The sequence below is a fragment of the Chitinophaga sp. Cy-1792 genome (assembly GCF_011752935.1).
Lineage (GTDB): Bacteria > Bacteroidota > Bacteroidia > Chitinophagales > Chitinophagaceae > Chitinophaga.
In genome coordinates this window covers 1306741-1332074 of the sequence record NZ_VWWO01000001.1, presented here as the reverse complement: position 1 = coordinate 1332074, position 25334 = coordinate 1306741, and the positions used below count along the sequence as shown (strand labels likewise).

20 protein-coding genes are annotated in these 25334 nt (G+C 44.8%); 13 read left to right on the top strand and 7 right to left on the bottom strand.

Annotation, left to right across the window (positions count from 1 at the left end; all coding sequences use genetic code 11):
* Positions 1-4 precede the first annotated feature (4 nt).
* A complete protein-coding gene (locus tag F3J22_RS05510; RefSeq protein WP_167015091.1) occupies positions 5-1495 on the top strand; it encodes an ATP-binding cassette domain-containing protein in 1491 nt (496 codons plus the stop codon).
* Between the two features lie 46 nt (positions 1496-1541).
* Positions 1542-7124 carry an alpha-2-macroglobulin gene (locus F3J22_RS05505; protein WP_167015089.1) on the top strand — a complete coding sequence of 1861 codons (5583 nt, stop codon included), beginning with the start codon at positions 1542-1544 and terminating at the stop codon, positions 7122-7124.
* Positions 7125-7207: 83 nt separating this feature from the next.
* On the opposite strand, the gene F3J22_RS05500 is transcribed toward F3J22_RS05505, so the two are convergent.
* Entirely contained in the window at positions 7208-8113 is a 906-nt protein-coding gene (locus F3J22_RS05500; protein ID WP_167015087.1) for an Abi family protein, read from the bottom strand.
* 741 nt (positions 8114-8854) lie between these two features.
* On the opposite strand from F3J22_RS05500, the gene pbpC reads away from it, so the two are divergent.
* Entirely contained in the window at positions 8855-11251 is a 2397-nt protein-coding gene (gene pbpC / locus F3J22_RS05495; protein ID WP_167015086.1) for a penicillin-binding protein 1C, read from the top strand.
* Between the two features lie 104 nt (positions 11252-11355).
* On the opposite strand, the gene F3J22_RS05490 is transcribed toward pbpC, so the two are convergent.
* The 3 genes from F3J22_RS05490 to F3J22_RS05480 are packed head-to-tail and all read right to left on the bottom strand — an operon-like array spanning position 11356 to position 13591.
* Positions 11356-12612 (bottom strand): replication-associated recombination protein A, encoded by a 1257-nt coding sequence (locus F3J22_RS05490; protein WP_167015084.1) that lies wholly within the window; start codon positions 12610-12612, stop codon positions 11356-11358.
* A gap of 3 nt (positions 12613-12615) precedes the next feature.
* Positions 12616-13050 (bottom strand): group III truncated hemoglobin, encoded by a 435-nt coding sequence (locus F3J22_RS05485; protein WP_205195145.1) that lies wholly within the window; start codon positions 13048-13050, stop codon positions 12616-12618.
* Positions 13051-13060: 10 nt separating this feature from the next.
* Positions 13061-13591 carry a hypothetical protein gene (locus F3J22_RS05480; RefSeq protein WP_167015082.1) on the bottom strand — a complete coding sequence of 177 codons (531 nt, stop codon included), beginning with the start codon at positions 13589-13591 and terminating at the stop codon, positions 13061-13063.
* A gap of 157 nt (positions 13592-13748) precedes the next feature.
* Between F3J22_RS05480 and F3J22_RS05475 the strand changes: the two genes are divergently transcribed.
* Positions 13749-15803: a M13 family metallopeptidase gene (locus tag F3J22_RS05475; RefSeq protein ID WP_167015080.1), complete on the top strand. Its 2055-nt coding sequence runs from the start codon at positions 13749-13751 to the stop codon at positions 15801-15803.
* Between the two features lie 123 nt (positions 15804-15926).
* Positions 15927-16205: a YHS domain-containing protein gene (locus F3J22_RS30380; RefSeq protein WP_205195144.1), complete on the top strand. Its 279-nt coding sequence runs from the start codon at positions 15927-15929 to the stop codon at positions 16203-16205.
* Positions 16206-16265: 60 nt separating this feature from the next.
* Here the strand turns inward: F3J22_RS30380 and F3J22_RS05465 are convergent, their stop codons facing one another.
* From F3J22_RS05465 to F3J22_RS05455, 3 genes are all read right to left on the bottom strand, one after another.
* Positions 16266-16601, bottom strand: coding sequence for a DHCW motif cupin fold protein (locus tag F3J22_RS05465; RefSeq protein ID WP_167015078.1), 336 nt, complete (start codon positions 16599-16601; stop codon positions 16266-16268).
* Positions 16602-16673: 72 nt separating this feature from the next.
* A complete protein-coding gene (locus tag F3J22_RS05460) occupies positions 16674-17075 on the bottom strand; it encodes a hypothetical protein (RefSeq protein ID WP_167015076.1) in 402 nt (133 codons plus the stop codon).
* A 176-nt stretch (positions 17076-17251) separates the two neighbouring features.
* On the bottom strand, positions 17252-18076 hold the full coding sequence (locus F3J22_RS05455) for a UDP-2,3-diacylglucosamine diphosphatase (RefSeq protein WP_167015074.1): 825 nt from the start codon (positions 18074-18076) through the stop codon (positions 17252-17254).
* Positions 18077-18260: 184 nt separating this feature from the next.
* Between F3J22_RS05455 and F3J22_RS05450 the strand changes: the two genes are divergently transcribed.
* The 8 genes from F3J22_RS05450 (at position 18261) to F3J22_RS05415 (ending at position 25283) form a co-directional block, all read left to right on the top strand.
* Entirely contained in the window at positions 18261-18911 is a 651-nt protein-coding gene (locus F3J22_RS05450) for a DUF47 domain-containing protein (protein ID WP_167015072.1), read from the top strand.
* Between the two features lie 45 nt (positions 18912-18956).
* Positions 18957-19958, top strand: coding sequence for an inorganic phosphate transporter (locus F3J22_RS05445; RefSeq protein WP_167015070.1), 1002 nt, complete (start codon positions 18957-18959; stop codon positions 19956-19958).
* Between the two features lie 226 nt (positions 19959-20184).
* Positions 20185-21057, top strand: coding sequence for a glucose-1-phosphate thymidylyltransferase RfbA (rfbA, locus tag F3J22_RS05440; protein WP_167015068.1), 873 nt, complete (start codon positions 20185-20187; stop codon positions 21055-21057).
* Positions 21058-21087: 30 nt separating this feature from the next.
* Positions 21088-22116 (top strand): UDP-glucose 4-epimerase GalE, encoded by a 1029-nt coding sequence (gene galE, locus F3J22_RS05435; protein WP_167015066.1) that lies wholly within the window; start codon positions 21088-21090, stop codon positions 22114-22116.
* Between the two features lie 52 nt (positions 22117-22168).
* The gene (locus tag F3J22_RS05430; RefSeq protein WP_167015064.1) at positions 22169-23131 is read left to right on the top strand and encodes a transketolase family protein; all 963 of its coding nucleotides are present in this window, start codon (positions 22169-22171) and stop codon (positions 23129-23131) included.
* A 246-nt stretch (positions 23132-23377) separates the two neighbouring features.
* Positions 23378-23929, top strand: coding sequence for an RNA polymerase sigma factor (locus tag F3J22_RS05425; protein WP_167015062.1), 552 nt, complete (start codon positions 23378-23380; stop codon positions 23927-23929).
* A gap of 103 nt (positions 23930-24032) precedes the next feature.
* The gene (locus F3J22_RS05420) at positions 24033-24776 is read left to right on the top strand and encodes a hypothetical protein (RefSeq protein WP_167015060.1); all 744 of its coding nucleotides are present in this window, start codon (positions 24033-24035) and stop codon (positions 24774-24776) included.
* A 3-nt stretch (positions 24777-24779) separates the two neighbouring features.
* Positions 24780-25283: a hypothetical protein gene (locus F3J22_RS05415; protein WP_167015058.1), complete on the top strand. Its 504-nt coding sequence runs from the start codon at positions 24780-24782 to the stop codon at positions 25281-25283.
* Positions 25284-25334 lie beyond the last annotated feature (51 nt).

Genomic DNA, 25334 nt, shown 5'->3' with positions numbered 1-25334 from the left:
AAATATGGGAACCAGCATTAACCCGTTCCTCTCTCTGGAACATATAACAGTAAGATTCTTAGACAAAACGCTCTTCGACGGCCTCTCCTGGGAAATACAACCCAACGAACAATGGGCCATCACCGGCCCCAGTGGTTCCGGGAAAACAGCCCTCTTAAACACCATACTTGGTAAGTTTAATATCATCAATGGCAGCATCCATTATTATTTTTACGATAACTGGCGTCAGCATAACACGGTCACTGATCCCTATTTCAATTATCGTAACCTGATAGCCTATGTAGGTCATCATCATACCTTTAAAAATAATTCCAACACAACGACCGATTTCTATTACCAGCAGCGCTTTAACAGCATGGACGCCGACAATTCGCCTACCGTTCAGGAACACCTGGGCATTACGGATATTCCCGCCCTGCTGGAACCATTGAAAATAGGCCCATTGCTGGCCAAACGCCTGATCAAGCTCTCCAACGGCGAAACCCGCAGGGTAATGATCGCAGCGGCTTTGCTGAAACAGCCACAGTTGCTGATGCTGGATAATCCCTACATCGGACTGGATGTGCAAACACGCAAAGATTTCACCGCCATGGTAAATGAAATCATTGCCACTGGTACCACCGTGCTGTTATCCACATCTCCGCAGGAAATACCGGAACATATTACCCACGTGCTTACATTGGATAATGGTAAGATTACAGGAAGATATACCCGCGAAGAATACCTCCGGTTGCCGGTAGCACAGGAAGTAAAGCCGGAATTACCCAAACTGGAGGCAGGAAAAATTGCCGCACTGGTGGCCAACAGACAAGAATTTGTTTTTGAAGATATTATCCGCATGGAAAATATCAACATCAAATATGGCGAAAACGTTATTCTGAAAGATATCAACTGGACAGTCAGACAAAACGAGAAATGGGCACTCCTGGGCCATAACGGTGCAGGAAAATCAACCTTACTCAGCCTGGTTAATGGTGATAACCCACAGGCATATGCGAATAAATTATGGCTGTTCGATAGAAGAAGAGGTAGCGGAGAAAGTATCTGGGATATCAAGAAAAAAATAGGCTTCGTAAGCCCTGAGTTACATCAGTATTTTGGTGCGAGAGAGCATTGTCTGCAAGTAGTCTGCTCCGGCTTTTCAGATATCATCGGCAGCACAAAACCCGCTACTGAAGAGCAACGCAACATCGCACTAACGTGGATGGATATACTGGGAATCAGTCAGTTTGCAAACCAACCTTTCAAGCAGATACCTGAAAGCTCACAACGCCTGACGCTACTGGCCCGTGCGCTGGTAAAAAACCCGCCACTACTGATATTTGATGAACCATGTCAAGGCCTTGATGCTCAACAGAAATTACACTTCAAACAGGTCATAGAGCAACTGTGTGAACACATGCCGGTAACGATGGTATATGTTACGCACTACGAAGAAGAATTGCCGGCAGCAGTGAATAAATTCATCCGGCTAAGTAAGGGGCAAGTAATATAATCTTATATTCGTGCCCAATAAAGTTAATCACCATAATACTTTCCTAATGTTCCCAAAAATACGTTATGCTGTTCTGGCATCCTTATTTTGTGTAGCAGTGTTGTGGATGTTTAGCAGTTGTCATACTACTAAACAGGACACAGCGAAATTTGATAAATATATCGAAGCCTATACGGCCGGTATCATTTCAAAACAAAGCGCTATCCGCGTACATCTCGCCGGACAGGCCAACGTAACACATACACAAAACGAGCCGCTGGACAAGCAGGTATTCGACTTTTCCCCTTCCATAAAAGGGAAAACGTACTGGGTAGATGCCACTACTATTGAGTTCCGGCCAGATGAAAACCTGCAACCGGGCAAACAATACAAAGCCTCGTTCAAGCTGGGCAAAGTGATGGATGTACCTACAGAACTCAAAACATTTGATTTTGATTTCAAAGTCATCCAGCCTTCATTTACCGTAGACCTGAACGGCCTTAAATCTGCCGATCAGAACTCCATGGACAAAATGGTTTTCACCGGTGTGATCAATACCGCTGACGCTGAACAACCGCAGTCCATAGAGAAGATTATGACTGCTAACTATCAGGGAAAATCACTGCCCATCACCTGGCAGCATAGCCCGGTAGAACATCTTTCCAGATTTACTGTAGCTAATATCCAACAGGGAAATTCGGCCAACACCCTAACATTGCAATGGTCCGGAGCGCCACTGAATATTAGCAACGACGGCAAACAGGAAATCGAAGTTCCTGCCATCGGCGATTTCAAAGTACTGGACGTCAAAGCTGAATCCGATCCGGAACAACACCTGCTGGTACAGTTCTCCGATCCTATCAGCATGGCGCAGTCGCTGGAAGGCCTGATCAGCATCAGTGGCCAGTCCGACCTCCGTTACAGCATCGACGGCAGTGAGGTAAAAGTGTATGCACCGAACAGACTGGAAGGTAATTACAGTGTGGTGATTAACGAGGGTATTCTGAATATTGTAGATAGAAAACTAGGTAAGACATATACATCGAATGTCAATTTTGAGAACACACTTCCTTCTGTGGAAATTCCTGGAAAAGGTGTGATACTGCCGGAAAGCAACAAAATGGTCATGCCTTTTGAAGCGGTAAATCTGAAAGCAGTAGATGTTACCATCATCAAAATTTATGAAAATAATATCCCGCAATACCTGCAAAGAAACGACCTCAACGGTTCGGAAGAAATTCGTCGCGTAGGAAAACCCGTGGTAGAAAAAACCATTCGCCTTGATAACGACAAGTCACTCAATCTTCATAAAAAGAACCGGTTCTTCCTGGACCTGGACCAGCTGATCCGCACAGAACCAGGGGCAATCTATCGCATCACCATTGGCTTCAGAAGAGCCTATGCGCTGTCGTCCTGCAAAGTGGAGAAAGAAGCAGTACCCAATACTGGCAGCACCGGAGAAGAAGATTTTTCAGACGATGACAATGATTACTATGGGGAGAAAATTGATGAGGATGATGATTTCTGGAAGAGATATGACAACTATTACCCGATGGGCTTCAACTGGAACGAGAAAGACGATCCTTGTACAAGCTCCTACTATAACAGGGACAGATGGGTATCCCGTAACGTCATTTCTTCCAATATCGGCCTGACCGCAAAACGCGGTAACGACAATAGTATGCTCGTTGCCGTTACCGATATCCGCGATACCAAGCCTTTAATGGCCGTAGAGCTGGAACTGCTGGACTACCAGAACCAGGTGATCTTCAAAACCAAGAGTGATGGCGATGGCCTGGCTACTTTCGACCTGAAACGCAAGCCATACCTGCTCGTAGCGAAGAAAGGCACCGAACGCGGCTACCTCAAATTAGATGATGGAAGTTCCTTACCGCTGAGTCGTTTTGATGTACAGGGCGAGGAAGTACAACAGGGTATTAAAGGGTTCCTGTATGGAGAACGTGGCGTATGGCGTCCGGGAGATAGTATTTATCTGACATTTATCCTGGAAGATAAAGAGAAGAAATTACCAGCAGACATGCCGGTAACCATGGAGCTCTATAACCCTAAAGGACAGCTCTACAAACGTATCAATTCCAACAGCAGTCTGAATGGCTTCTATAGCTTCGCGACTGCTACCCAGGCAGATGATATCACCGGTAGCTGGCTGGCAAAAGTAAAAGTAGGTGGCGCCACCTTTACCAAAAATGTACGCGTAGAAACCGTAAAGCCTAACCGCCTGAAAATAAAAATGGATTTCGGTCCGGGCAACTCCTTATCCAAGGCCGGTACACAAGGTACCTTATCCGCAATGTGGCTGTTTGGCGCTACAGCACAACACCTCAAAGCTAAAGTGGATGTATCGTTGTCGCAACAGAAAACAAGCTTCAAAGGCTTTAACGACTTCAGCTTCGACGATCCTGTTACCAAATTTGAAGCGGAAGATAAAACCATCTTCGAGGGAGCCCTCAGCGATAATGGCACTGCACCTGTCAATGCCAACATTCAGTTGGGTAAGCCGGCCCCTGGCCAGCTGAAAGCCAACTTCGAAGTGAAGGTATTTGAGCCGGGCGGCGATTTCAGCATCGATAATTTCTCACTGCCATACAATCCATACACCTCCTATGCAGGGTTACGTATCCCGCAAGGCGATAGAATGACCGGCATGTTGCTGACAGATCAGCCACATATGGTAGACCTGGTAGATGTTGATGATAAAGGAAATTATGTCGGTGGTAGCAGGCAGGTACAGGTAGAACTATATAAAATCCGCTGGAGATGGTGGTGGGATGGTGGTGACAACGACGATTACTCCAACTTCACACAGGATAGCTATAACCAGCTGATATCCAAAGAAACCGTTACCCTACAGAATGGTAAAGGTAAATGGGCACTTCGCGTCAATTCACCTGAATGGGGCCGTTACCTCATCCGTGTGAAAGACCTCCAGAGTGGCCACACAGCCGGTAAAGCGGTGTATATCGATTATCCGGGATGGGCAGAGCGCGTGCAGAAAGAAAACCCTGCAGAAGCTTCCATGCTGGTATTTACCTCCGATAAAACCACCTACAAAACAGGTGAAGATATCACCCTCACCATTCCAAGCAGTGAAGGTGGCCGTGGCCTCATCAGCATTGAATCAGGCAGTAAAGTATTGCAGACCTCCTGGATCACCACCAAAAAAGGGCAGACTACCTATAAATTCAAGGCAGCCAAAAATATGGCGCCTAATATATACGTGAACGTTAGTCTGCTGCAACCGCACGCACAAACGATCAACGACCTTCCAATACGCATGTACGGTACTATTCCTATCATCGTGGAAGATCCTGAAACCATCCTGAAACCAGTGATCAGCATGCCTGATAAGCTGAAACCGGAATCCGACGCCAGCATCACCGTAAGTGAAGCCAGTGGTAAAGCGATGACCTATACCGTGGCCATTGTTGATGAAGGCTTATTGGACCTGACCAGGTTTAAAACACCTGATCCACACAGCTCTTTCTATGCACGCGAAGCGCTGGGCGTAAAAACATGGGATCTCTTCGACTTTGTGATCGGCGCATGGGGCGTAGACATGGACCGCATCCTCAGCATCGGTGGTGACGAAGGCCTCAACAGAAATGCCGGCGCAGCCAAAGCAAACCGCTTTAAGCCTGTTGTTAAATTCATGGGGCCATTCTACCTGAAATCCGGTCAGAAACAGACACATAATTTCAAACTGCCACCATATATCGGTTCCGTTAAAGCCATGGTAGTAGCCGGACAAGACGGCGCCTACGGGCAGGCAGACAAAGTGGTTTCCGTGAAGAAACCTTTGATGCTGCTTACCTCCGCACCTCGTGTATTAGGCCCTTCTGAAACAATGCAGCTGCCGGTAACCGTATTCGGCCTGGAGCCAAGCGTTCGCAGCGCTACCGTGACCCTGAGTACCAGCCCGCTGCTGGAAATTGTTGGTGATCGTACAAAAACTGTCAACTTCCCTGTTCCTGGTGAACAGATCGTATACTTCGATGTGAAAGTGAAACCACAGACAGGCGTTGCGAAAATCAAAGTAACCGCCAACAGTGGCCGCGAAGTGGCTGAAGATAACGTCGAATTACAGGTACGCAATCCGAACCCGTACGTCACTAACGTTAGCGAATACACGCTGGAAGCCGTGAAAGGATGGAGCAGCAGCTATGCCCCTGTAGGCATGGCCGGCACCAATACCGGCGTACTGGAAGTAAGCACTATTCCTAGTCTCAACCTGGGCAAACGCCTGGAATGGCTGATAGGTTATCCACATGGCTGTATCGAACAAACCACTTCCGGTGTGTTCCCGCAACTGGTATTAAACCAGCTGATGGACCTGAAAGACAGCCAGGTGGCTGAGATAGATCGAAATGTGAAAGCAGGTATCAATAAACTGCGCTCCTTCCAGACCTCCGATGGCGGCTTCGCTTATTGGCCGGGAGAGCCTAAGTCGGACGAATGGGGCACCAACTACGGCGGACATTTCCTCGTAGAAGCACAGTCGCGTGGTTATTCCATTCCTGCAGGCTTACTGGATGGCTGGAAGAAATACCAGAAAAACAAAGCCAATACATGGTCGCCGAATTCCACCAATTTCTATGGTGCGGATCTTACACAGGCATATCGTTTATACCTGCTGGCATTGGCAAAAGTGCCTGAGCTGGGCGCCATGAACAGACTGAAAGAATTCAAATACCTTTCTGTACCTGCAAAATGGCGGCTGGCAGCAGCCTACAAACTGGCTGGTCAGCCAGAAGTCGCTAACAGTCTCACACAAAACCTGGGCACTGAAGTAAAAGCTTATAACCAGCTGGGAGGAACGTTTGGTTCCGATCTGAGGGATAAGGCAATGATCCTGGAAACAGAGGCAGTATTAGGTCAGAATACCAGAGCCACTGCACTGGTGAAAGAGATTGCAGCCAACCTCGCGCAAGATAACGCTTGGTACAGCACGCAAACAACGGCTTACTCACTGATAGCAATTGCCAAATATTGTGGTGTTAATAAAGGAAGCAGCAAGATGAACTTCAGCTATACCATCAACGGTACAAAAGGTACGGTAAACAGTAGCTCCTTTGTTTCACAGATTCCTTTGACAGCAAATACTGCAGGTAACATCACGATCAATAACAACGGCAACAACCTGCTGTATATCCGTGTCATCCTTCGTGGACAACCGGAAGCAGGCCAGGAACCGGTGGCTACCAACAACCCTGATATACTCGACATGAAAGTGCAGTACCTCACCAGGGAAGGACATGCAATTGATCCTACCAAACTGAAACAAGGGGAGGACTTCGTTGCATCAGTAACCATCCGTAATCCGGGCAAACGCGGCTACTATGAACAAATGGCGCTTTCACAGATATTCCCTTCCGGATGGGAGATCCTGAATACCCGCCTGATGGGCAATGACAGCGCAAATCACTCTTCACCGGCTACGTTTATGGATATACGTGACGACAGAGTTTATACCTACTTCAATATTGAAGAAAATAAAACCCGTACTTATAATGTATTGCTGAATGCAGCTTACCTGGGAAGGTTCTATCTGCCGGCAACTACTACAGAAGCAATGTATGATAATACCATTCATGCATTTGCGCCGGGTAAATGGGTAGAAGTGACGAAGTAGGAGAAAGATAACGTTAAATAGCAAGGCCGTCTCTAGTGAGTAGAGACGGCCTTATTTGTTATGTGATTTTAATATGAGCTGTATTATTTCCACAGGTCTTCGTTTTCCCAGCCGGGAAGGAAGCCCATTTTTTGTAATGGAACATTTGGAGATTTTTCAATTAAGTACTTTAGCCGTTCGCTAAAATCATTATATCCACAACGATCAAGCAAGTATTTCACTGTACATAACTGAGTATATAAGTAACGTTTACCCAATCCTTCAGGATATTTCTTTATCCAGTAATTATTGGCCTTAGTTAATTCTTTGGGAATAAAAACAAACCAACGGTAACATAAACGGTTATGATGAGCACAATGATTTCTCAATGCAGAGACTACCATAAGCCAATTATCTAACCAAACATATGTTGGCAAGCCGAATTTTATAGCTATTATTTTTTTCTCTGGCAATTTCCTGGCAATATTTCTGTACAGTTTGGAAAGAGTACCAAAACTTAGTACCTGTACAATTTTCCAAGCGGGTGGATATTCCGCTGTTCCGTATCGTCTGGTATGAATTGTTAAAAATTCCTCAGTGTTTCGTTCCAATTCCGATTTAATAAAATCCATATTATCATTAAATCGGTCTACATCTTCAGCATTCCTTGGATCACTATACCATTGCCCTCCATAGGCCAAAGACATTGTGTCTGTAATACTCGCACGTAAAGAAATCTCTATTCGTTCAATAGCATCGAGTAACAATAATCTTAACCCCCTATCAAAATTATATAGCTCTACTACAGAATTGAATTTAGTTCCCTTAATGAAAATATTATTCGTTGTATCACGTTGTAATACTTGCCAGAAATCGGCTAATCTGAAAAAACCTACGTGGGTCAAATACTCTTCTGCTAAAGTTACATTCTCTATTAGAAGACCACGACGCTTAAGGAGAATAATTTGTTCAGATATGGTTGTTGCGGGCTTATTATATGAGGAGATCATATAAAAAAATGTCTCGCCGTGGGACGCTGATCTGAATGGGTAGCGTGGCGAGATCTGTCAATTCAAAATTAACTTAAAATATTTTACCAGCCAAATTCATTTTCATAAAAAATAACAATTCTCACCAAATTATTTTTCAGATTAAAAATGAATTATTAGAATGACAGGATGACAAACAAAATGATAATACAATTTAACAAAATCGTTATCATATAAAATCTGCGATACCTGACGCAACCCGCTACCCATCTATATAATAGCAAAACAATAAATCTGATTTAATCATAAAATATTTTTCAAGGTTATAAAAAAAATTCATTCAAACAATGATGATGCATCAAATCATTGCATGCAATTTATAGCGTTAGACAATACAAACCCTGTTCATTTTCATTCAGGGATTTCATCAAAAAACCTGATAATGAACAGATCACTTATAAAATCCTTTATGAGAAATACAGGCTAAAAACAACACACAAATACGCAGCATGAATCTGCTGATATCAACATGAAATCATTTTTACAATTATCTGCTGAGAAAAAATCTGGAGAGAGAATTATGGGAAGTGATTAAAAAAAAATGTTCCGCCGTGGGACGCTGATCTGAATGGGTAGCGTGGCGGAATCTATTAAGTCAAATGTAGTACAATAAACATTACCAGCACTGTTCATTTCATTCAATCACCATCTTACAAAACATGATAATGAACAGATCACAAAATGTACTATCATTGTAGTCACATGACCCTGGAACAAATTAAAAAGTGGAGTAAAAAAAGAAAGTGGTGGCTCATCGCCGGCACCATCATCCTCATTGCCTATTATTGCTGCCTGCCACGACAACTGTTTACCAGTCCTACTTCTTTTGTACTGGAAGATAGCAACGGCGACTTACTGAACGCTACCATCGCCACAGACGGACAATGGCGCTTCCCCTACAGCGAACACGTACCTGATAAATTCGCTAAATGTATTATCGCCTACGAAGATAAACGCTTCCGATACCACTGGGGCGTAGATCCCATCGCTATGGCCCGCGCAGTAAAACAAAACTTCAGCGGACATAAAGTAGTCAGCGGTGGCAGTACACTAACCATGCAGGTGATACGTATCGCAAGAAATAAACCACGTACTATCTGGCAAAAATGCATCGAAGCAGTACTTGCTACCAGACTGGAATTCGCTGCCTCTAAAAAGAAAATCATCGCCTTATACGCCGCCAATGCACCTTTCGGGGGAAACGTTGTTGGCCTCGAAGCCGCCTCCTGGCGCTATTACGGCCGAAAAGCCGAACAATTATCCTGGGGGGAAATGGCCGCTCTCGCCGTATTACCCAATAGTCCGGCATTAGTACACCCCGGTCGCAACAGACAAACGTTAATGACTAAACGTAATCAGTTGCTGCAAAAACTCTGGCAAAATAAAACAATCGATAAAACCACTTACGAACTGGCTAAGCTGGAACCATTACCAGATCAGCCGCTTGCGCTGCCGCAATATGCGCCGCACCTGCTCGACCGCTTCAGAAGCGACTATCAGCAGCAAAAACAATCCGGCGAAACACGCATACAAAGCACACTTGATGCCTCGCTGCAACGCAATGTAACGGACATCACCACCAGGTACCACGCCACTTATAGAGCCAACGGCATTAACAACGCTGCTGTGCTGGTACTCGATGTGGAAACAGGCAACACCCTCGCATACGTAGGAAATATCTACAATCCCGCTGATTCCGAACTGGAAAGTCATGTGGATATTATCCAGGCCAGAAGGTCTCCGGGAAGTACACTGAAGCCCGTACTATACGCCGCCATGCTGCATGATGGGCTTATCCTCCCGCATACGCTGATACCAGATATTCCAACGCAAATTGCCGGCTATTCACCGCAAAACTTCGACCTGGGCTATGATGGCGCTGTTCCGGCCTCCCGCGCACTGGCAAGATCCCTCAATATCCCTGCCGTTCGCATGCTCCAGATATACCGCTACGAACGTTTCCATACGTTACTGAAACAGATGGGAATCACCACACTCAATAAGCCCTCCGACCATTACGGCTTATCCATGATCCTCGGCGGAGGTGAAACAACACTCTGGGAAATGTGCGGGATGTATGCCAGTATGGCCCGTTTGCTATTGCATGTACAACAATACAATGGAAAATATGATATGGATGATATCCATCCACCTAACTATAAAAAAGACGCGGTACAACCTTCAGAACACGGCCTGAGTAAAAACACTCCACTGGACGCTGCCTCCATCTGGTGGACCTTTGAAGCCATGACAGAAGTCATGCGACCTGGCGAAGAATTGCTATGGCAGCAATTCTCCTCTACTCAGCGCATTGCCTGGAAAACAGGCACCAGCTTCGGCTTCAGAGACGGATGGGCGATCGGTGTAACACCGCAATTTGTAGTAGGAGTGTGGGTAGGAAATGCTGATGGAGAAGGCAGACCAGGATTGATAGGAGTCCAGACCGCCGCACCGATTCTCTTCGATGTATTCCGTCAGCTACGTACCAACGGCTGGTTTGAAGAACCCATCCATCTGATGAAAAAAGTGGAAGTATGCCGGAAAAGTGGCTACCGCGCTACTGAACTCTGCGAGGAAAAAGATTCCATACTGGTACCCATGGCAGGTATCCGTGCCGGCGTTTGCCCATACCATCAGCTGGTCCACCTCGATAGAACCGGGAAATACCGCGTAACTGAAGCCTGCGAATCGCCGCAATACATGCAACATAAATCATGGTTTATACTGCCGCCTTCACAGGAATATTATTACAGAAGTAAAAACTATTATGAGGCACTGCCTCCCTATAAGCCGGATTGTCTGGCATCATTAGGACAGGAAAAGGCACCGATGGAACTGATATACCCACGCCCTAATGCACGCATATTCGTTCCCGTAGAAATCGACGGAAACGCCGGTCAGGCTATCTTTACAGCCACGCACCGGAATACGTCCGCCAAAATCTTCTGGACACTGGACAATGATTTCCTGGGCACTACCGTCGAATTCCATCAGATGGCACTCCGGCCTAAAGCCGGCAAACATACTATTACATTGGTAGATGAAAACGGAGAACGGATTTCCTGCGATTTTACTATTCTTGATAAGAACAGAGATTAAAAAAAGACGTGCCGTATGGCACGTCTTTTTTTAACAAAACACAGGTCTTTACTACTCCGCCGCAGGAAACCCAAAGGCCTTCCTTCACTGGCTTTGCGGGAAAACTAGTAATTGTACTTATCTTTCCACAACTGCTTCAGATATCTCCTCAACTCATCTTCCCTCGGATTTTTCCCCGGATCATAAAACTTCGTCCCTTTGATGGCATCAGGCAGAAATTCCTGTGACACAAAATTATTTTCATAATCATGTGCATACTGATAGCCTTTATTATAGCCCATTTCTTTCATCAGTTTCGTAGGTGCGTTCCTGATATGCATGGGCACCGGCAGATCACCGGTTTTAGCTACTATAGACTGAGCTGAATTAATGGCCATATATGCAGCATTACTTTTCGCTGAAGAAGCCAGATAAGTCACGCACTGTGAGAGAATAATTCTCGACTCCGGATACCCTATCAGGTTAACTGCCTGGAAACAATTTGTTGCCAGCAACAATGCATTGGGATTGGCATTTCCAATATCTTCAGAAGCAAGAATCACCAATCTTCTGGCAATAAATTTCACATCTTCTCCGCCGTCGATCATACGCGCCAGGTAATATACGGCAGCATTAGGATCACTCCCGCGAATAGATTTTATAAATGCTGAGATAATATCATAATGCTGCTCACCACTTTTATCGTAGATGGCTACCCGCTGCTGCGCAATATCCATTACCTGCGCATCTGTGATGACGATAGGATCTGTTTGGATAGTTCCGGCTACCAGCTCAAACAGGTTCAGGAGTTTACGGGCATCACCGCCGGAAATATTAAATAAAGCAGTTGTTTCCTTTAACTCGATATTTTTCGATTGCAGCCATTTATCTTTTTCCATGGCCTGTTTCAGCAACTGCATCAGTTGCTCGGGGCCTAGCGGTTTCAGCACGTATACCTGGCTCCTCGACAATACCGCCGCATTTACTTCAAAAGACGGGTTCTCTGTGGTGGCACCTATCAGGGTGATAATCCCTTTTTCTACGGCACCCAGCAAAGCATCCTGCTGCGATTTATTAAACCGATGTATTTCATCTATAAACAGCACCGCATGTTGTTGGCGGCGGGCCATTTCAATTACTTCTCTTACTTCTTTGACACCTGCAGAAATCGCACTCAGCGTGTAGAACGGTACGTTGAGGGTATGCGCAATAATATTGGCGATGGTCGTTTTACCGACGCCGGGAGGCCCCCATAAAATCATAGATGGAATTCTTCCCTGTTCGATGGCTTTACGGAGTATACTATCTTTTCCTGTCAGGTGTTCCTGCCCTACCAGCTCATCTAATGTAGCTGGCCGTAGCCGCTCTGCCAGTGGTTGCATAAGCTATTCTTTTTGTTTGCCCGGGTTAACGAGCGGAATTTTTGTCTTATCCTGTTCAGGATGATTGATGGAATTCATTTTGAAATTCATGATCTCACTGATCGACCTGGCCCTCGTAATAGCCAGTTCAGCAATTTCTCCGCTGAATAATTCATGGACCGTACCTTCAAACAACTGCAGCCAGCGCTGAAAATGAACCGTCTCCAATGGTACCAGTTTATTGATACGGAAATGAGGCTGCATGGCATTGCCTTTATAGGTGCCTTCCAGCAACAGGCTCTCCCAGAAATCATACATGACAGGAAGATGTACCGGCCAGTCTACTTTAGCAATGTCATTAAAAATATATCCGATCACGTCATCTTTCCTGGCACCTTCATAAAAAGTATTCACCAGCCTTTCAATATCCTCACGGGTGTTAATGTCGTGCTTTTCCATGACGTATCATTTATAACATAAGGTTATCATCTTCCGGATGAATATGATCAGTGTGGTCGTTCTGTTCCTTATATACTTTCAGAAACCGGAACGACATCGTCGCAGTTAACAGAAACAAGATACAGATACACAGGAAGAATTTAACCATTCCGCTAAAAGCCCCGGAAGCAATCATCTCCCGCTGATCGGCAGGCATATTACTCTTTTCCATGGCCTCTTGTATGGCTACAGGAGAAGTATTCAGGTAAGATACAATGAGAAATATCATCAGCACAGAGAAAGAGATCATGACAATACCCGTAATCCGCAGTCGGGATGGGGTGCTTTCTTTCAGGTGTATCTCCGGCGACATAATACTCCTTTGCAGGTACAATGATAATATACTGTGCACCATACAGGATCCTACTACCGCCAGTAATATTAATGACTGTAAATTCAAGCCAGTCATTAATAGCGCTGCCAGAGAGGAAAAGGCCAGCATTCCTGCAAAAAATAAGGCTATAACGGTAAATATCCTGTATAATCTAAACTCAAAAGTCATTGATTTCCATTTTTACGAGTTACAAACCTACCTAATAAATCAGAATTTTCCGGTTTTTAGGTATTTCTGGAAGATTTACCGAAGTTTACCGCTTATACAATAGGGATTGTGTAAGATGATCCCTTTTATATAACTTTAGTTAAAACCTGATTATAATATGAGTAAAACCAATTCGGTAAAGTTATCGATGCTGGCTGCGGTAATTGCATTCTCAGCATGTAACTCCGGCAACTCCTCTCAAAACACTGCCGACACCACAAAGGTTCCCGCCTTCAATATGGCAGACATTGACAGCACCTTCAAACCCTGCGACGACTTCGACAACTACGTTAATGGAAACTGGAAAAAACACAACCCGGTTCCTTCTACAGAAAGCCGCTGGGGCGCCTTCGGAATCCTCGATAAGGAAAATAAAGAAGTCCGCCTGAAAGGTATTATCGCCGAAATCAGTAGCCAGAAAGACCTGAAAAAAGGTACCGAAGAACAACAAATTGCTGATTACTACGCTTCTTTCCTGGATACCGCTACCATCGAAAAACGAGGCATCACTCCCTTACAGCCTTACCTTGATCAAATTAATGGTGTCAAAACCCTTGCCGACTGGGCCAGCGTTACCGGCGACCTCCAGCGAATCGGTATATCTACTTTCACTGGCTTTGGCGTAGACGCTGATGCAAAAGATAGTAAAATGAACATCCTCTACCAGGGCCAGGATGGTCTGTCTCTGGGAGAAAAAAGCTATTACGAAAGACAAGACTCCGCTACCAAAAACGTTCGCGACGAGTTTGTTAAACATATCGATAAAATGTTTACCCTGGCAGGCTTCACCGAAGCTAACCCTGGTAAAACCATCCTCGACTTCGAAACCAAACTGGCTAAAGCACAGCTCTCTAACGTAGAACTCCGCGATCCGGTTAAAACTTATAACCGTGCTGCCTACGGCGAACTCAAAAAACTGGCACCGGATTTCGACTGGGATGCCTTCACCCAGAAACAGGATATCAAAGCTGATACCCTCATCATTCAGAACAAAGCATACCTCACCGCTGCCAACGGCATCGTGAAAGCTACCCCGCTGGATGTACTGAAAACTTACTCCAAATGGCAACTGCTGACCCGCTTCGCTGGTTACCTGCCTAAAGGCCTGGATGATGAAAACTTCCGCTTCTTCGGCACCGTTTTAACCGGTAAAAAAGAACAGAAACCTCGCGTAGAACGCTCTATCCGCTCTACAGACAATACCCTCGGCATGCCACTGGGTAAACTGTTCGCTAAAAAATACTTCCCTGAAACTTCTAAAAAGAAAGTTTCCGAGATGATCGAAAACGTACGTACCGTATTTGGTGAAAGAATCGACAAACTCTCCTGGATGGGCGATTCTACCAAAGCTATGGCACATAAAAAACTCGCCACCTTTACCTACAAAATCGGTTATCCTGATAAATGGAAAGACTATTCTTCTATTGATATCCAGAAAGATAAACTGGTGGAAAACACCGTATCTGCTATTCTGTACCACCATAAAGAAGATGTAGCTAAAATCGGTAAACCTGTGGATAAAGCAGAGTGGATGATGACACCGCAGACCGTAAACGCTTACTACAACCCATTAAATAATGAAGTAGTATTCCCTGCCGGTATCCTCCAGCCTCCTTTCTACAACGCTAACGCTGATGACGCTATCAACTACGGCGGTATCATCGCTGTGATCGGACACGAATTTACCCACGGCTTCGATGACCAGGGTTCTCAGTTCGATGCAGATGGTAACCTGAAAGACTGGTGGACAAAAGCTGACCGCGCTAACTTTGATAAACTGGCTAACCGCTACGCTGATTACTTCAGCAGCATCCAGGCTTTACCAGGCTTCAATATCAACGGTAAACTTACCCTCGGTGAAAATATCGCTGACCTGGGTGGTCTGACACTGGCCTACCACGCACTGGAAAAATCCTTCGCAGGTAAAGAACAACCTAAACCTATCGACGGATTTACATGGCAGCAACGCTTCTTCCTGGGCTGGGCACAGGTTTGGCACGAAACCATCACCGATGCGGCACTCCGCAACCAGGTACAAACCAACCCTCACTCTCCGGCAAGATATCGTATCCTCGGCCCACTGCCTCACCTGGTGGAATTCCAGCAGGCATGGAGCTGTACCGATTCTACCAAAATGGCTTTGCCAGCAGATAAACGTGTAGTTATCTGGTAATAAATAATAATATATCAGCGCTGTAAAAGAGAATAAAAACGAAATCCCCCCAGTGTAAACCGGGGGGATTTCGCTTTAAATGACCGACCTTTGCAACTTCAGCATCTAAAAATTATTACAGATATGAAATATGTTCTCGTAGCAGCGGCATTGTTTATCATCTCCTGTGGTCAACAATCCAAACCGGCACAATCAGATAGTAAAAGCACCGAAACACAGGAAACCGCAGCTCCTGTAGCAGCGTCAGACAAACTCCCTGATCCTGTATGTGAAATGCCTTACGATACCAGCTATCACGAATGGACTGTTTATAAAAACGATACCATCCATTTCTGCTCTAATACCTGCAAGGAAATCTTCCTGAAAAATCCGGAAAAACAAATGGCCAAACTGGGAAAATAAACCCGGTCATATAAATAATTATCAACTAATGGCAGTGGTTCAGGTAACCGCTGCCATTTTTTATTGCAGAAAATCACCATCTATAATCAACAGCTTTACTCCTGATTCCGTACTCGAACGATGATTACTCAACTCGTCCGAAACAACGTATGTCATTCCCTGCTGCAGCTCAAACTGCTCCCCGTTATCCAGCTCACTGATAAAACTACCCTCCAGGCAATGGACGATATGTCCCTTCTTACACCAATGATCTGCAAGATAACCAGGCGAATAATTTACAATACGTAAGCGTAAACCAGGCAATTGGAGCGTTTGCCATAATGCCGTGCCAGTAATGCCCGGATGGGTGGTAGAGGGAATAGCACGCCAGTCTATACACTGAAAAGGATGTTTCATAGTCCCGTAAAATATAAAAGTCCGGCTGCTGCTGCAACCAGACTTTATAAAACAATTACGGTTTAGCTTAGATTAAAAAGAAATATTTTGTTGGGGAGATTGCCTGTTATTATTCATCAACATATCCAGTGAGATATCCAGCTGATAATTCCTTTCTTCTTTTTTAGGCTGAAGAGAGGCAATCTGGTATATATGCTGACTTTTATTGGTAAAGGGCTTATTATCTTTATTACATAACTCTAAAGTGAAATTGAAGCGTTCTTCTACTTCTTCTTCAAATTCTCTCAGACTTAAAGTTTCATCAATAGGGAATTCCACCAGTGAATCTTCATCAAATCCGGCTTCCTTCAGTGTATCGAATGCATTGGCAAGGGAATGACGCATATATACTGTCACGTTACAGGACAGCAGACGTTGGATCTGCATCTGCAGGAGGGAAATGGTCATTAGTGGATGTAACTTCAGTACTTTCATTTTGCTGTATGATCTTTCAATTCCAAATGGTCCAATACGGATACTTAATAATTTATTTTTCAGCAAAGCTAGCTGGCTACTTTTAATTTAATATTAAGTACCTGTTATGTTTATGTGAAAATTATGAATGAAATAGACATTAATAAATAAACGAATACAAAAGGTGGTTTATTACCTCAGCGCAGACCAAAATCATTGGGAGTAGGAAATACGAGGGGGAGATCATCTTCATCTTCCGGAAGTACTACTTTAGATTTAGATACGGGATGTTGGTATAAGGTCCATTGGTGGTTGGCATATTCCAGCGCGGTAAGGCTTTCTACCCAGTCGCCGGAGTTCAGGTAGGTCACCGTTTTACCGGCTACCTGCATTTCTTTGATCAGTGGCTGGTGGATGTGTCCGCAGCAAACCACGTCAATATTTTTATCAACAGCGATCTCTGCCACTGTCTGTTCAAAGTCGGAAATAAATTTCACCGCCTGTTTTACCCCTTGTTTTACTTTTTTGGAGAAAGACATCTTTTCCCGCCCAAAGCGCTCTAAGGTGTTATTTACCAGTCGGTTAAGAATAATCAGCAAATCATATCCCTTCCCGCCCAGTTTGGCCAGCCATTTAGAGTTTTTCATGGTGATATCATATACATCTCCATGGAAAAACCAATGTCTTTTGCCATCAACTTCAAGGAATAACTTGTCATCGATACGGAAATTACTCAGTTCAAAGCCTGAATATTTACGTAAAGCCTCATCATGGTTACCGGTCAGGTATACCACTTCGGTTCCTTTTCCGATCATTTTCAGGATGCGGCGGATGACTTTAGTGTGTGCTTTAGGGAAATAGCGCTTGCTAAACTGCCAGATATCGATGATATCCCCGTTCAGCACGAGGATCTTCGGATCTATGCTATCCAGGTACTGAATCAGCTCTTTTGCATGACAGCCGTATATTCCGAGGTGTACATCGGAGATTACTGCTATTTCTAATGAACGCTTTTCTGACATCAATTGTAGGTATGAACAAGTGGCTGCCCAGCTTGCTTTATGAGTGTAATTTTCAATACAAAGGAAAAATCGCTATATTACTTTTATATTAATCCAATGTTAAGGAATTATTAATTCCTGCTTTGGATTCGAACCAATGCGTCAGGCGGACTATTTTTGCGGCAAAATTTTTAAACTCAAACGTATGGGAGGCTTCAATTCTTTTGTTAAATTATTCATGCCGAAAGACCGGGTATTTTATTCTCTGTTTGAAGATGTAGCTTCCAATTTAGTGGAAATGGCACAGGTCCTGAACGAACTGGTTGCCACTACAGACCTTTCTGTCAGAAAGGATAAAGTACACCTGATCGAACGTCTGGAGCACAAAAACGATGATTACACCCACCGCATATTTGTTGAATTAGGTCAGAACTTCATTACCCCGTTCGACCGTGAAGACATCCACTACCTTGCTGCTACTTTAGACGACGTTGCCGATTATATCCATGGCTCTGCCAAAAGAATGGATATCTATAAAGTTCATAATATCAACGACAGCATCCGTAAACTGGCTGAACTCATTCACCTCGGTGTGCTCGAACTCCATAAAGCTATTCATGAGCTCCGTACCATGGCCAACATGCGCATCATCACCGATGCATGTGTAAAAATCAACAGCCTGGAAAACCATGCTGATGACATCTACGACATGGCAATCGCTGATCTGTTCGAAACAGAACAGAACGCAGCTGAACTGATCAAAATGCGTGAAATTTACCAGGCACTGGAAATCGCTACAGACAAATGCGAAGACTGCGCCAACGTAATCGAAACCATTATCATTAAGTACTCTTAATCAGAGTCACTTTGCCTGTCCTGAACGTATAATCACGGTAGCACCATGACATTACTCGTAGTTATTATTATTCTGGCATTCATTTTCGACTATATCAATGGTTTTCATGATGCCGCCAACTCTATCGCAACGATAGTATCGACCAAAGTACTGACGCCGTTTCAGGCCGTACTTTGGGCCGCCTTGTTCAACTTTGCCGCCTTCTTTATTGCCAAATACATAATTGGAGAATTTAAAGTAGCCAACTCTGTTGCCAGCTCAGTTTTTGAACAATACATTACACTTAAAGTGATCCTCTGCGGCCTTATTGCTGCTATTACCTGGAATCTCTTTACCTGGTGGCTGGGTATCCCGTCCAGTTCCTCCCATACCCTTATCGGAGGCTTCATCGGCGCCGCTGTTACCAGCGCCCGTACCCTGGATGTGATCAACTACCACAAAGTATTACCTATCGTATACTTCATCGTACTGGCGCCACTCATTGGTATGGTGGTGTCATTTATTATTACCCTTATCATTGTAAACGTTTGCCGCCGCGCCAATCCTTTCCGTGCGGAAAACTGGTTCAAACGCCTGCAGCTGGTATCCAGCGCGGCACTGAGCCTTGGCCACGGTAGTAACGATGCACAAAAAGTAATGGGTATCATCGCAGCAGCCATGGTCTCTGCAGGTTATATCCCTAACCTCAAAGCCATGCCAGACTGGATTCCACTGGCCTGCTTCTGCGCCATCGCACTCGGTACGATGAGCGGCGGTTGGAAAATCGTTAAAACAATGGGTACCCGTATCACCAAAGTAACTCCGCTGGAAGGCGTTGCTGCTGAAAGTGCCGGTGCCATCACCCTCTTCTTTACAGAACACCTCGGTATCCCGGCCAGTACCACACACGTTATTACCGGTGCCATCATGGGTGTAGGCGCAACAAAACGCCTCTCCGCTGTAAGATGGGGCGTTACCGTTAGTCTCCTCTGGGCATGGGTACTCACCATTCCTATCAGCGGACTCCTGGCAGCACTGGTGTATGCGATCACCAGCATCTTCATTTAATCATCTGATAATAACAATATTGCCAAAACCGGAATCTATGATTCCGGTTTTTTTATTTTATCCCTATTAAATATTGCTGAAACCAGCTTTCAGCATTTTCCCCGACCTTCAAATCCTGCTTTATTATCTGTTAATCTCTCTAAAAAATAATTCACGCAAACGTGTGCTCTTTATTTCTACCTATAAACTACTATTTTTGTACGATTACTAAAGCAATCCAAAACCAATGAAAGGAATTATCCTGGCCGGCGGTTCCGGCACCCGACTCCACCCCATAACATACGCGATCAGCAAACAGATAATGCCAGTCTATGATAAACCAATGATCTATTATCCGCTGTCAACCTTGATGCTGGCGGGTATTAAAGAGATTTTGATTATCTCCACTCCTCATGATCTTCCTGCTTTTCAACGCCTGTTTGGTGATGGAAGCCAACTTGGACTGAAACTTAGCTATGCAGAACAACCGCAGCCTAACGGCCTCGCGCAGGCATTCGTAATCGGTGAATCGTTTATTGGAAAAGATAATGTTGCGCTCGTTCTCGGTGATAATATTTTCTACGGCGCAGGCCTCGGTACACAACTCGCCAACAACGCAACTCCTGATGGCGGTATCGTATATGCATACCAGGTATCCGACCCAGAAAGATATGGCGTGGTTGAATTTGACGACCAGATGAACGTAGTATCCATAGAAGAAAAACCCACCCAGCCTAAATCTAACTACGCTGTTCCCGGACTTTATTTCTATGATAACGAAGTAGTGGAAATCGCTAAAAACCTGGAACCTAGCCCCCGCGGTGAATATGAAATCACAGATGTGAATAAGGAATATTTGAAGCGCGGCAAATTAAAAGTTTCTATCTTACCCCGCGGTACCGCATGGCTGGATACCGGTACCTTCGACTCCCTGATGCAGGCTTCACAGTTTGTTCAGGTAATAGAACAACGACAAGGCATAAAAATTGCCTGTATCGAAGAAATTGCCTACCGTAAAGGATTTATTGATGCTGCTCAACTGAAGCAACTCGCCAAACCTTTGCTGAAAAGCGGTTATGGACAATACCTTGAAACTGTCCTCCAACAAAAAATGATCTGATATAAAATAAAATCGTAAATCGAAATTATCATGAAGGTTCTTGTTACCGGTGGTTGTGGCTATATTGGCGCCCATACTATTGTAGATCTTATTAATCATGGATTCGATGTTGTTTCCGTAGACAGCAACATCAGAAGTACCACACAATTGTTGGACGGCATCGAAAAAATTACCGGAAAAAAAGTCCGTAATTACAAAGTAGACCTTTGTAACCTGGAAGATACCCATGCTGTATTCCACGAAAACCGTGATATCGTTGGGGTTATCCACTTCGCTGCTCTCAAAACCGTCCCTGAGTCTGTAGCTGATCCTTTACTGTACTTCCACAATAACCTGACCTCTCTCATCAACGTACTGAAATGCGTGAAGGAATTCAATATCCCTAACCTGGTATTCTCCTCTTCCTGCTCTGTTTATGGTAATACCAAAGCATTGCCCGTTGTAGAAGAAACACCATTAGGCGAAGCTCAATCTCCTTACGCACGTACCAAACAGATGGGCGAACAAATCATACAGGACTATAGTCATGTAAATGATACCCAGTCTATTATCCTCCGGTATTTCAACCCGGTTGGTGCACATCCATCAGGGCTGATCGGTGAATTACCACTGGGCAAACCGGATAACCTGGTACCTGTAATCACCCAGACAGCTATCGGAAAAATCCCGAAAATGACGGTGTTCGGAGAAGATTACGATACCCGCGACGGTTCTTGTGTACGCGACTATATCCATGTTACGGATATCGCCAACGCACACACGAAAGCATTACAATACCTGATCGAAAAACGTAATAATACCAATTGCGAAATCTTTAACCTGGGTACTGGTAACGGTGTTACCGTACTGGAGGCTATCAAAGCATTTGAAAAAATCTCCGGTGTAAAACTCAATTACGCCATGGGCCCACGTCGTCCGGGGGATGTAATCGCTATTTACGCGAACAACACCCGCGCAAAAGAAAAATTAGGCTGGTTACCTCAGATTGGTATAGAAGACTGCATGCGCACCGCATGGCAGTGGGAGGTAAGCCTTCGCAATAAAGTGCTGAGTAATTAGAACTCATCAACCTAATTGTTTACTTTTACGACATAATTTTAAAAGAACCGCAATGGTAAAAGATATTCAACCGATGAATGAGAAAGAAACCCGCGCCGGATTCGGTGAAGGGATTCTGGAACTGGGTCGTAAAAACCCTAACGTCGTAGCCCTGACAGCTGACCTGCTCGGCTCCATGAAACTCAATGCCTTTATTAAAGAATTTCCTGAACGTTTCGTACAGGTTGGTATCGCCGAAGCTAATATGATCGGTATCGCCGCTGGTATGACTATCGGTGGAAAAATTCCATATACTACCACTTTCGCGAACTTCTCTACCGGCCGTGTTTACGACCAGATCCGTCAGTCTGTTGCCTATTCCAACAAAAACGTAAAGATCTGTGCTTCCCACGCTGGTCTGACCCTCGGTGAAGATGGTGCCACCCACCAGATCCTCGAAGATATTGGTATGATGAAAATGCTGCCAGGTATGGCTGTGGTCGTTCCATGCGACTTCAACCAGACCAAAGCTGCTACCATCGCTATCGCTGACCACGAAGGTCCTGTTTACCTCCGCTTCGGTCGTCCGAAATGGCCTAACTTCACCCCGGAAAATCAAACCTTCGAACTCGGAAAAGCACAGATTCTCCACGAAGGAAACGATATCTCCCTCTTCGCTTGTGGCCACCTCGTATGGATCGCCATCGAAGCCGGTAAAATCCTGGAAGAAAAAGGTTATAGCGTGGAAATCATCAATATCCATACTATCAAACCACTGGACGAAGAAGCTATCATCAAATCCCTCACCAAAACCGGTTGCGCTGTTTCTGCAGAAGAACACAACGTACTCGGCGGCCTGGGAGACAGCATCGCACACGTAGCAGCACGCCACATCCCTGTTCCTATCGAATACGTTGGTACCAACGATACCTTCGGCGAATCAGGTAAACCTGTGGAACTGCTGACCAAATACGGTCTCGATGCAGCTCATATCGTTGCAGCAGCTGAAAAAGCTATTGCCCGTAAAAAGAAATAATGCTATTTTTATATAGATAGAAATTGGAAAGGTCTCTACTAAGTAGAGACCTTTTTAATTTATTCTCCCGTGAGATGTGGCCCCACCACTGGTGGGGCTACATCTCACGGGGTTTTGACTGAAGCCGGAGGCTTCGGCCAAAACCCCGGACATTCGCTAAAAGAAAGTCTGGCTGAGCCTATTAAACTATTTGATCTTTTTTTTATCTATATTGAAGACATAAACCTGTCATGAACCATTTAACCTATGGCCGTTACACAGGACGATAAAGAATTACTTGGCTTATACCGCAACGCGGATACCCGGGAAAAAGGCTTTACGCTCATCATACGCAAATACCAGGAACGGCTCTACTGGCACGTTCGAAGGCTCGTTGTTGACCACGACGACGCTAACGATGTGCTGCAGAATGTATTCATTAAAGTCTGGAAAAATCTGGAAGGATTCCGCGAAGATGCACAGCTATATACATGGCTGTATAAAATCGCCACCAACGAATGCCTTACCTTTCTTGAACAGTTGAAGAAAAAACATTCAGTATCCCTCTCCGATGTGGAATCAGGACTAGCTAACAAATTAAAATCTGATACGCAGTTCGATCCCAATAAATTGGAATGGAAACTACAGAAGGCCATCTTACAATTACCTGAAAAACAGAGAATTGTATTTAACCTGAGATATTACGATGAAATGCCGTACGAGCAAATGAGTAAGGTGTTGGAAACCTCGGAAGGCGCTTTGAAAGCCTCTTATCACCATGCGGTGAAAAAAATAGAGGAATTTATTAAAAATGGTTGATATGCCCCAGTGTATCAGGTATTTTAATCAAGTTTTAAACTTTTTTAGAGAAAGATTAAAATATCATTAAACCATTAGCAACGGTAGCTGTCTAAAAAACGAGATGAAAAGGGGAAACGACATATTACATGAACTGCAACAAATAGCTCCTCTGGCCCAATGGCCTGAGAACCTGCCCTTTACGGCACCGGAAGGCTATTTCGAGCACCTGCCTGAAATTATTTCAGACAGATTACGCATGTACGATGCACTCAATATCTCTTCCATTAACCCATATACTGCTCCTGACGGCTACTTTCAAAGCTTACCCGCCATCATCCTTCAACGGATACATCATGAAAATGAATCATCCGTAGAGGAAGAACTGGAAGAATTGTCTCCTTTCCTCGCTGCTATGCCCAGGAAATCGCCATTTTCCGTTCCCACCGATTACTTTAATCAGCTAGATTTTATTAATCATAATGATGAACAGGTAACACCCCGGCCAACCCCGGTTATTCCCATTAATCGCCCTGCTAAACGCAATAACTGGAAGAAATGGGCTGCTGCTGCATGCCTCGCCGCAATTGTCAGCACCAGCGCACTACATTTCCTTAACGGCGCGCATCACCACGATACCAGCTACTTCGAACAGGAACTGGCCAACATCAGCGATGAAGCCATCGTCAGTTACCTGCAAAACCATGCAGACCCGCTGGACAACGAATCCATCTTCGCACAGGTGGCCCAATCCGGCCAGCTCAACAAAATGGATGACGCCGCCCAGACAGGCGAACAATCACCTACATCCGCATTAGATAAATATCTTCAGGAAGCAGATCTATCTAATGAGTTACCTAATAAGTAATCAATGAAACAGTTTTCGAAAATATGGTTTCTAGTTGTTGTAATGCTCATCAGCATTACCCCCCATATCTTCGCGCAGGAAGATGATGCAGAGAAACTTAAATCACTACAGGTTGCATTCCTCGCCAGCAAATTAAACCTCACCCCACAGGAGGCACAACAATTCTGGCCGGTCTACAATAATTACAGAAGCGAAATTGACCAGCTCCTCGCCGATAAAGCAAGGAATAAAAATATCGATGCCAAAATGGACCATGCCAGCGACGCTGATGCTGTCGCCAGAAACAGCATGGACAAAGACCTTAACTTCGATAAACGCTACCTCGATATCAAAACAAAATATACCGCCGAATTCCAACGCGTACTGCCCGCCCGAAAAGCCGGCCAGGTCTTTAACAGCGAAAAGGAATTCAGACACCTCGTGATATCACGGCTGAGTAGCAACGCCCAGCAACAACAACGCATCAATCGCCTTAACCAGCAACAAATGCGAACCGGCAGACACTAACATTCTTTCCAATAAAAAATGGGCAGACGTTACTAACGTCTGCCCATTTTT

Bases quoted from the DNA above. Each gene is read 5' to 3' on its own strand.
- F3J22_RS05510 (WP_167015091.1), top strand. From the start codon at position 5: ATGGGAACCAGCATTAACCCGTTCCTCTCTCTGGAACATATAACAGTA.
- F3J22_RS05420 (WP_167015060.1), top strand. From the start codon at position 24,033: ATGAAAAGGGGAAACGACATATTACATGAACTGCAACAAATAGCTCCT.
- galE (WP_167015066.1), top strand. From the start codon at position 21,088: ATGAAGGTTCTTGTTACCGGTGGTTGTGGCTATATTGGCGCCCATACT.
- F3J22_RS05430 (WP_167015064.1), top strand. From the start codon at position 22,169: ATGGTAAAAGATATTCAACCGATGAATGAGAAAGAAACCCGCGCCGGA.
- F3J22_RS05485 (WP_205195145.1), bottom strand. From the start codon at position 13,050: ATGGAAAAGCACGACATTAACACCCGTGAGGATATTGAAAGGCTGGTG.
- pbpC (WP_167015086.1), top strand. From the start codon at position 8,855: ATGACCCTGGAACAAATTAAAAAGTGGAGTAAAAAAAGAAAGTGGTGG.
- F3J22_RS05490 (WP_167015084.1), bottom strand. From the start codon at position 12,612: ATGCAACCACTGGCAGAGCGGCTACGGCCAGCTACATTAGATGAGCTG.
- F3J22_RS30380 (WP_205195144.1), top strand. From the start codon at position 15,927: ATGAAATATGTTCTCGTAGCAGCGGCATTGTTTATCATCTCCTGTGGT.
- F3J22_RS05450 (WP_167015072.1), top strand. From the start codon at position 18,261: ATGGGAGGCTTCAATTCTTTTGTTAAATTATTCATGCCGAAAGACCGG.
- F3J22_RS05475 (WP_167015080.1), top strand. From the start codon at position 13,749: ATGAGTAAAACCAATTCGGTAAAGTTATCGATGCTGGCTGCGGTAATT.
- F3J22_RS05425 (WP_167015062.1), top strand. From the start codon at position 23,378: ATGGCCGTTACACAGGACGATAAAGAATTACTTGGCTTATACCGCAAC.
- F3J22_RS05455 (WP_167015074.1), bottom strand. From the start codon at position 18,076: ATGTCAGAAAAGCGTTCATTAGAAATAGCAGTAATCTCCGATGTACAC.
- F3J22_RS05480 (WP_167015082.1), bottom strand. From the start codon at position 13,591: ATGACTTTTGAGTTTAGATTATACAGGATATTTACCGTTATAGCCTTA.
- F3J22_RS05500 (WP_167015087.1), bottom strand. From the start codon at position 8,113: ATGATCTCCTCATATAATAAGCCCGCAACAACCATATCTGAACAAATT.
- rfbA (WP_167015068.1), top strand. From the start codon at position 20,185: ATGAAAGGAATTATCCTGGCCGGCGGTTCCGGCACCCGACTCCACCCC.
- F3J22_RS05505 (WP_167015089.1), top strand. From the start codon at position 1,542: ATGTTCCCAAAAATACGTTATGCTGTTCTGGCATCCTTATTTTGTGTA.
- F3J22_RS05415 (WP_167015058.1), top strand. From the start codon at position 24,780: ATGAAACAGTTTTCGAAAATATGGTTTCTAGTTGTTGTAATGCTCATC.
- F3J22_RS05465 (WP_167015078.1), bottom strand. From the start codon at position 16,601: ATGAAACATCCTTTTCAGTGTATAGACTGGCGTGCTATTCCCTCTACC.
- F3J22_RS05445 (WP_167015070.1), top strand. From the start codon at position 18,957: ATGACATTACTCGTAGTTATTATTATTCTGGCATTCATTTTCGACTAT.
- F3J22_RS05460 (WP_167015076.1), bottom strand. From the start codon at position 17,075: ATGAAAGTACTGAAGTTACATCCACTAATGACCATTTCCCTCCTGCAG.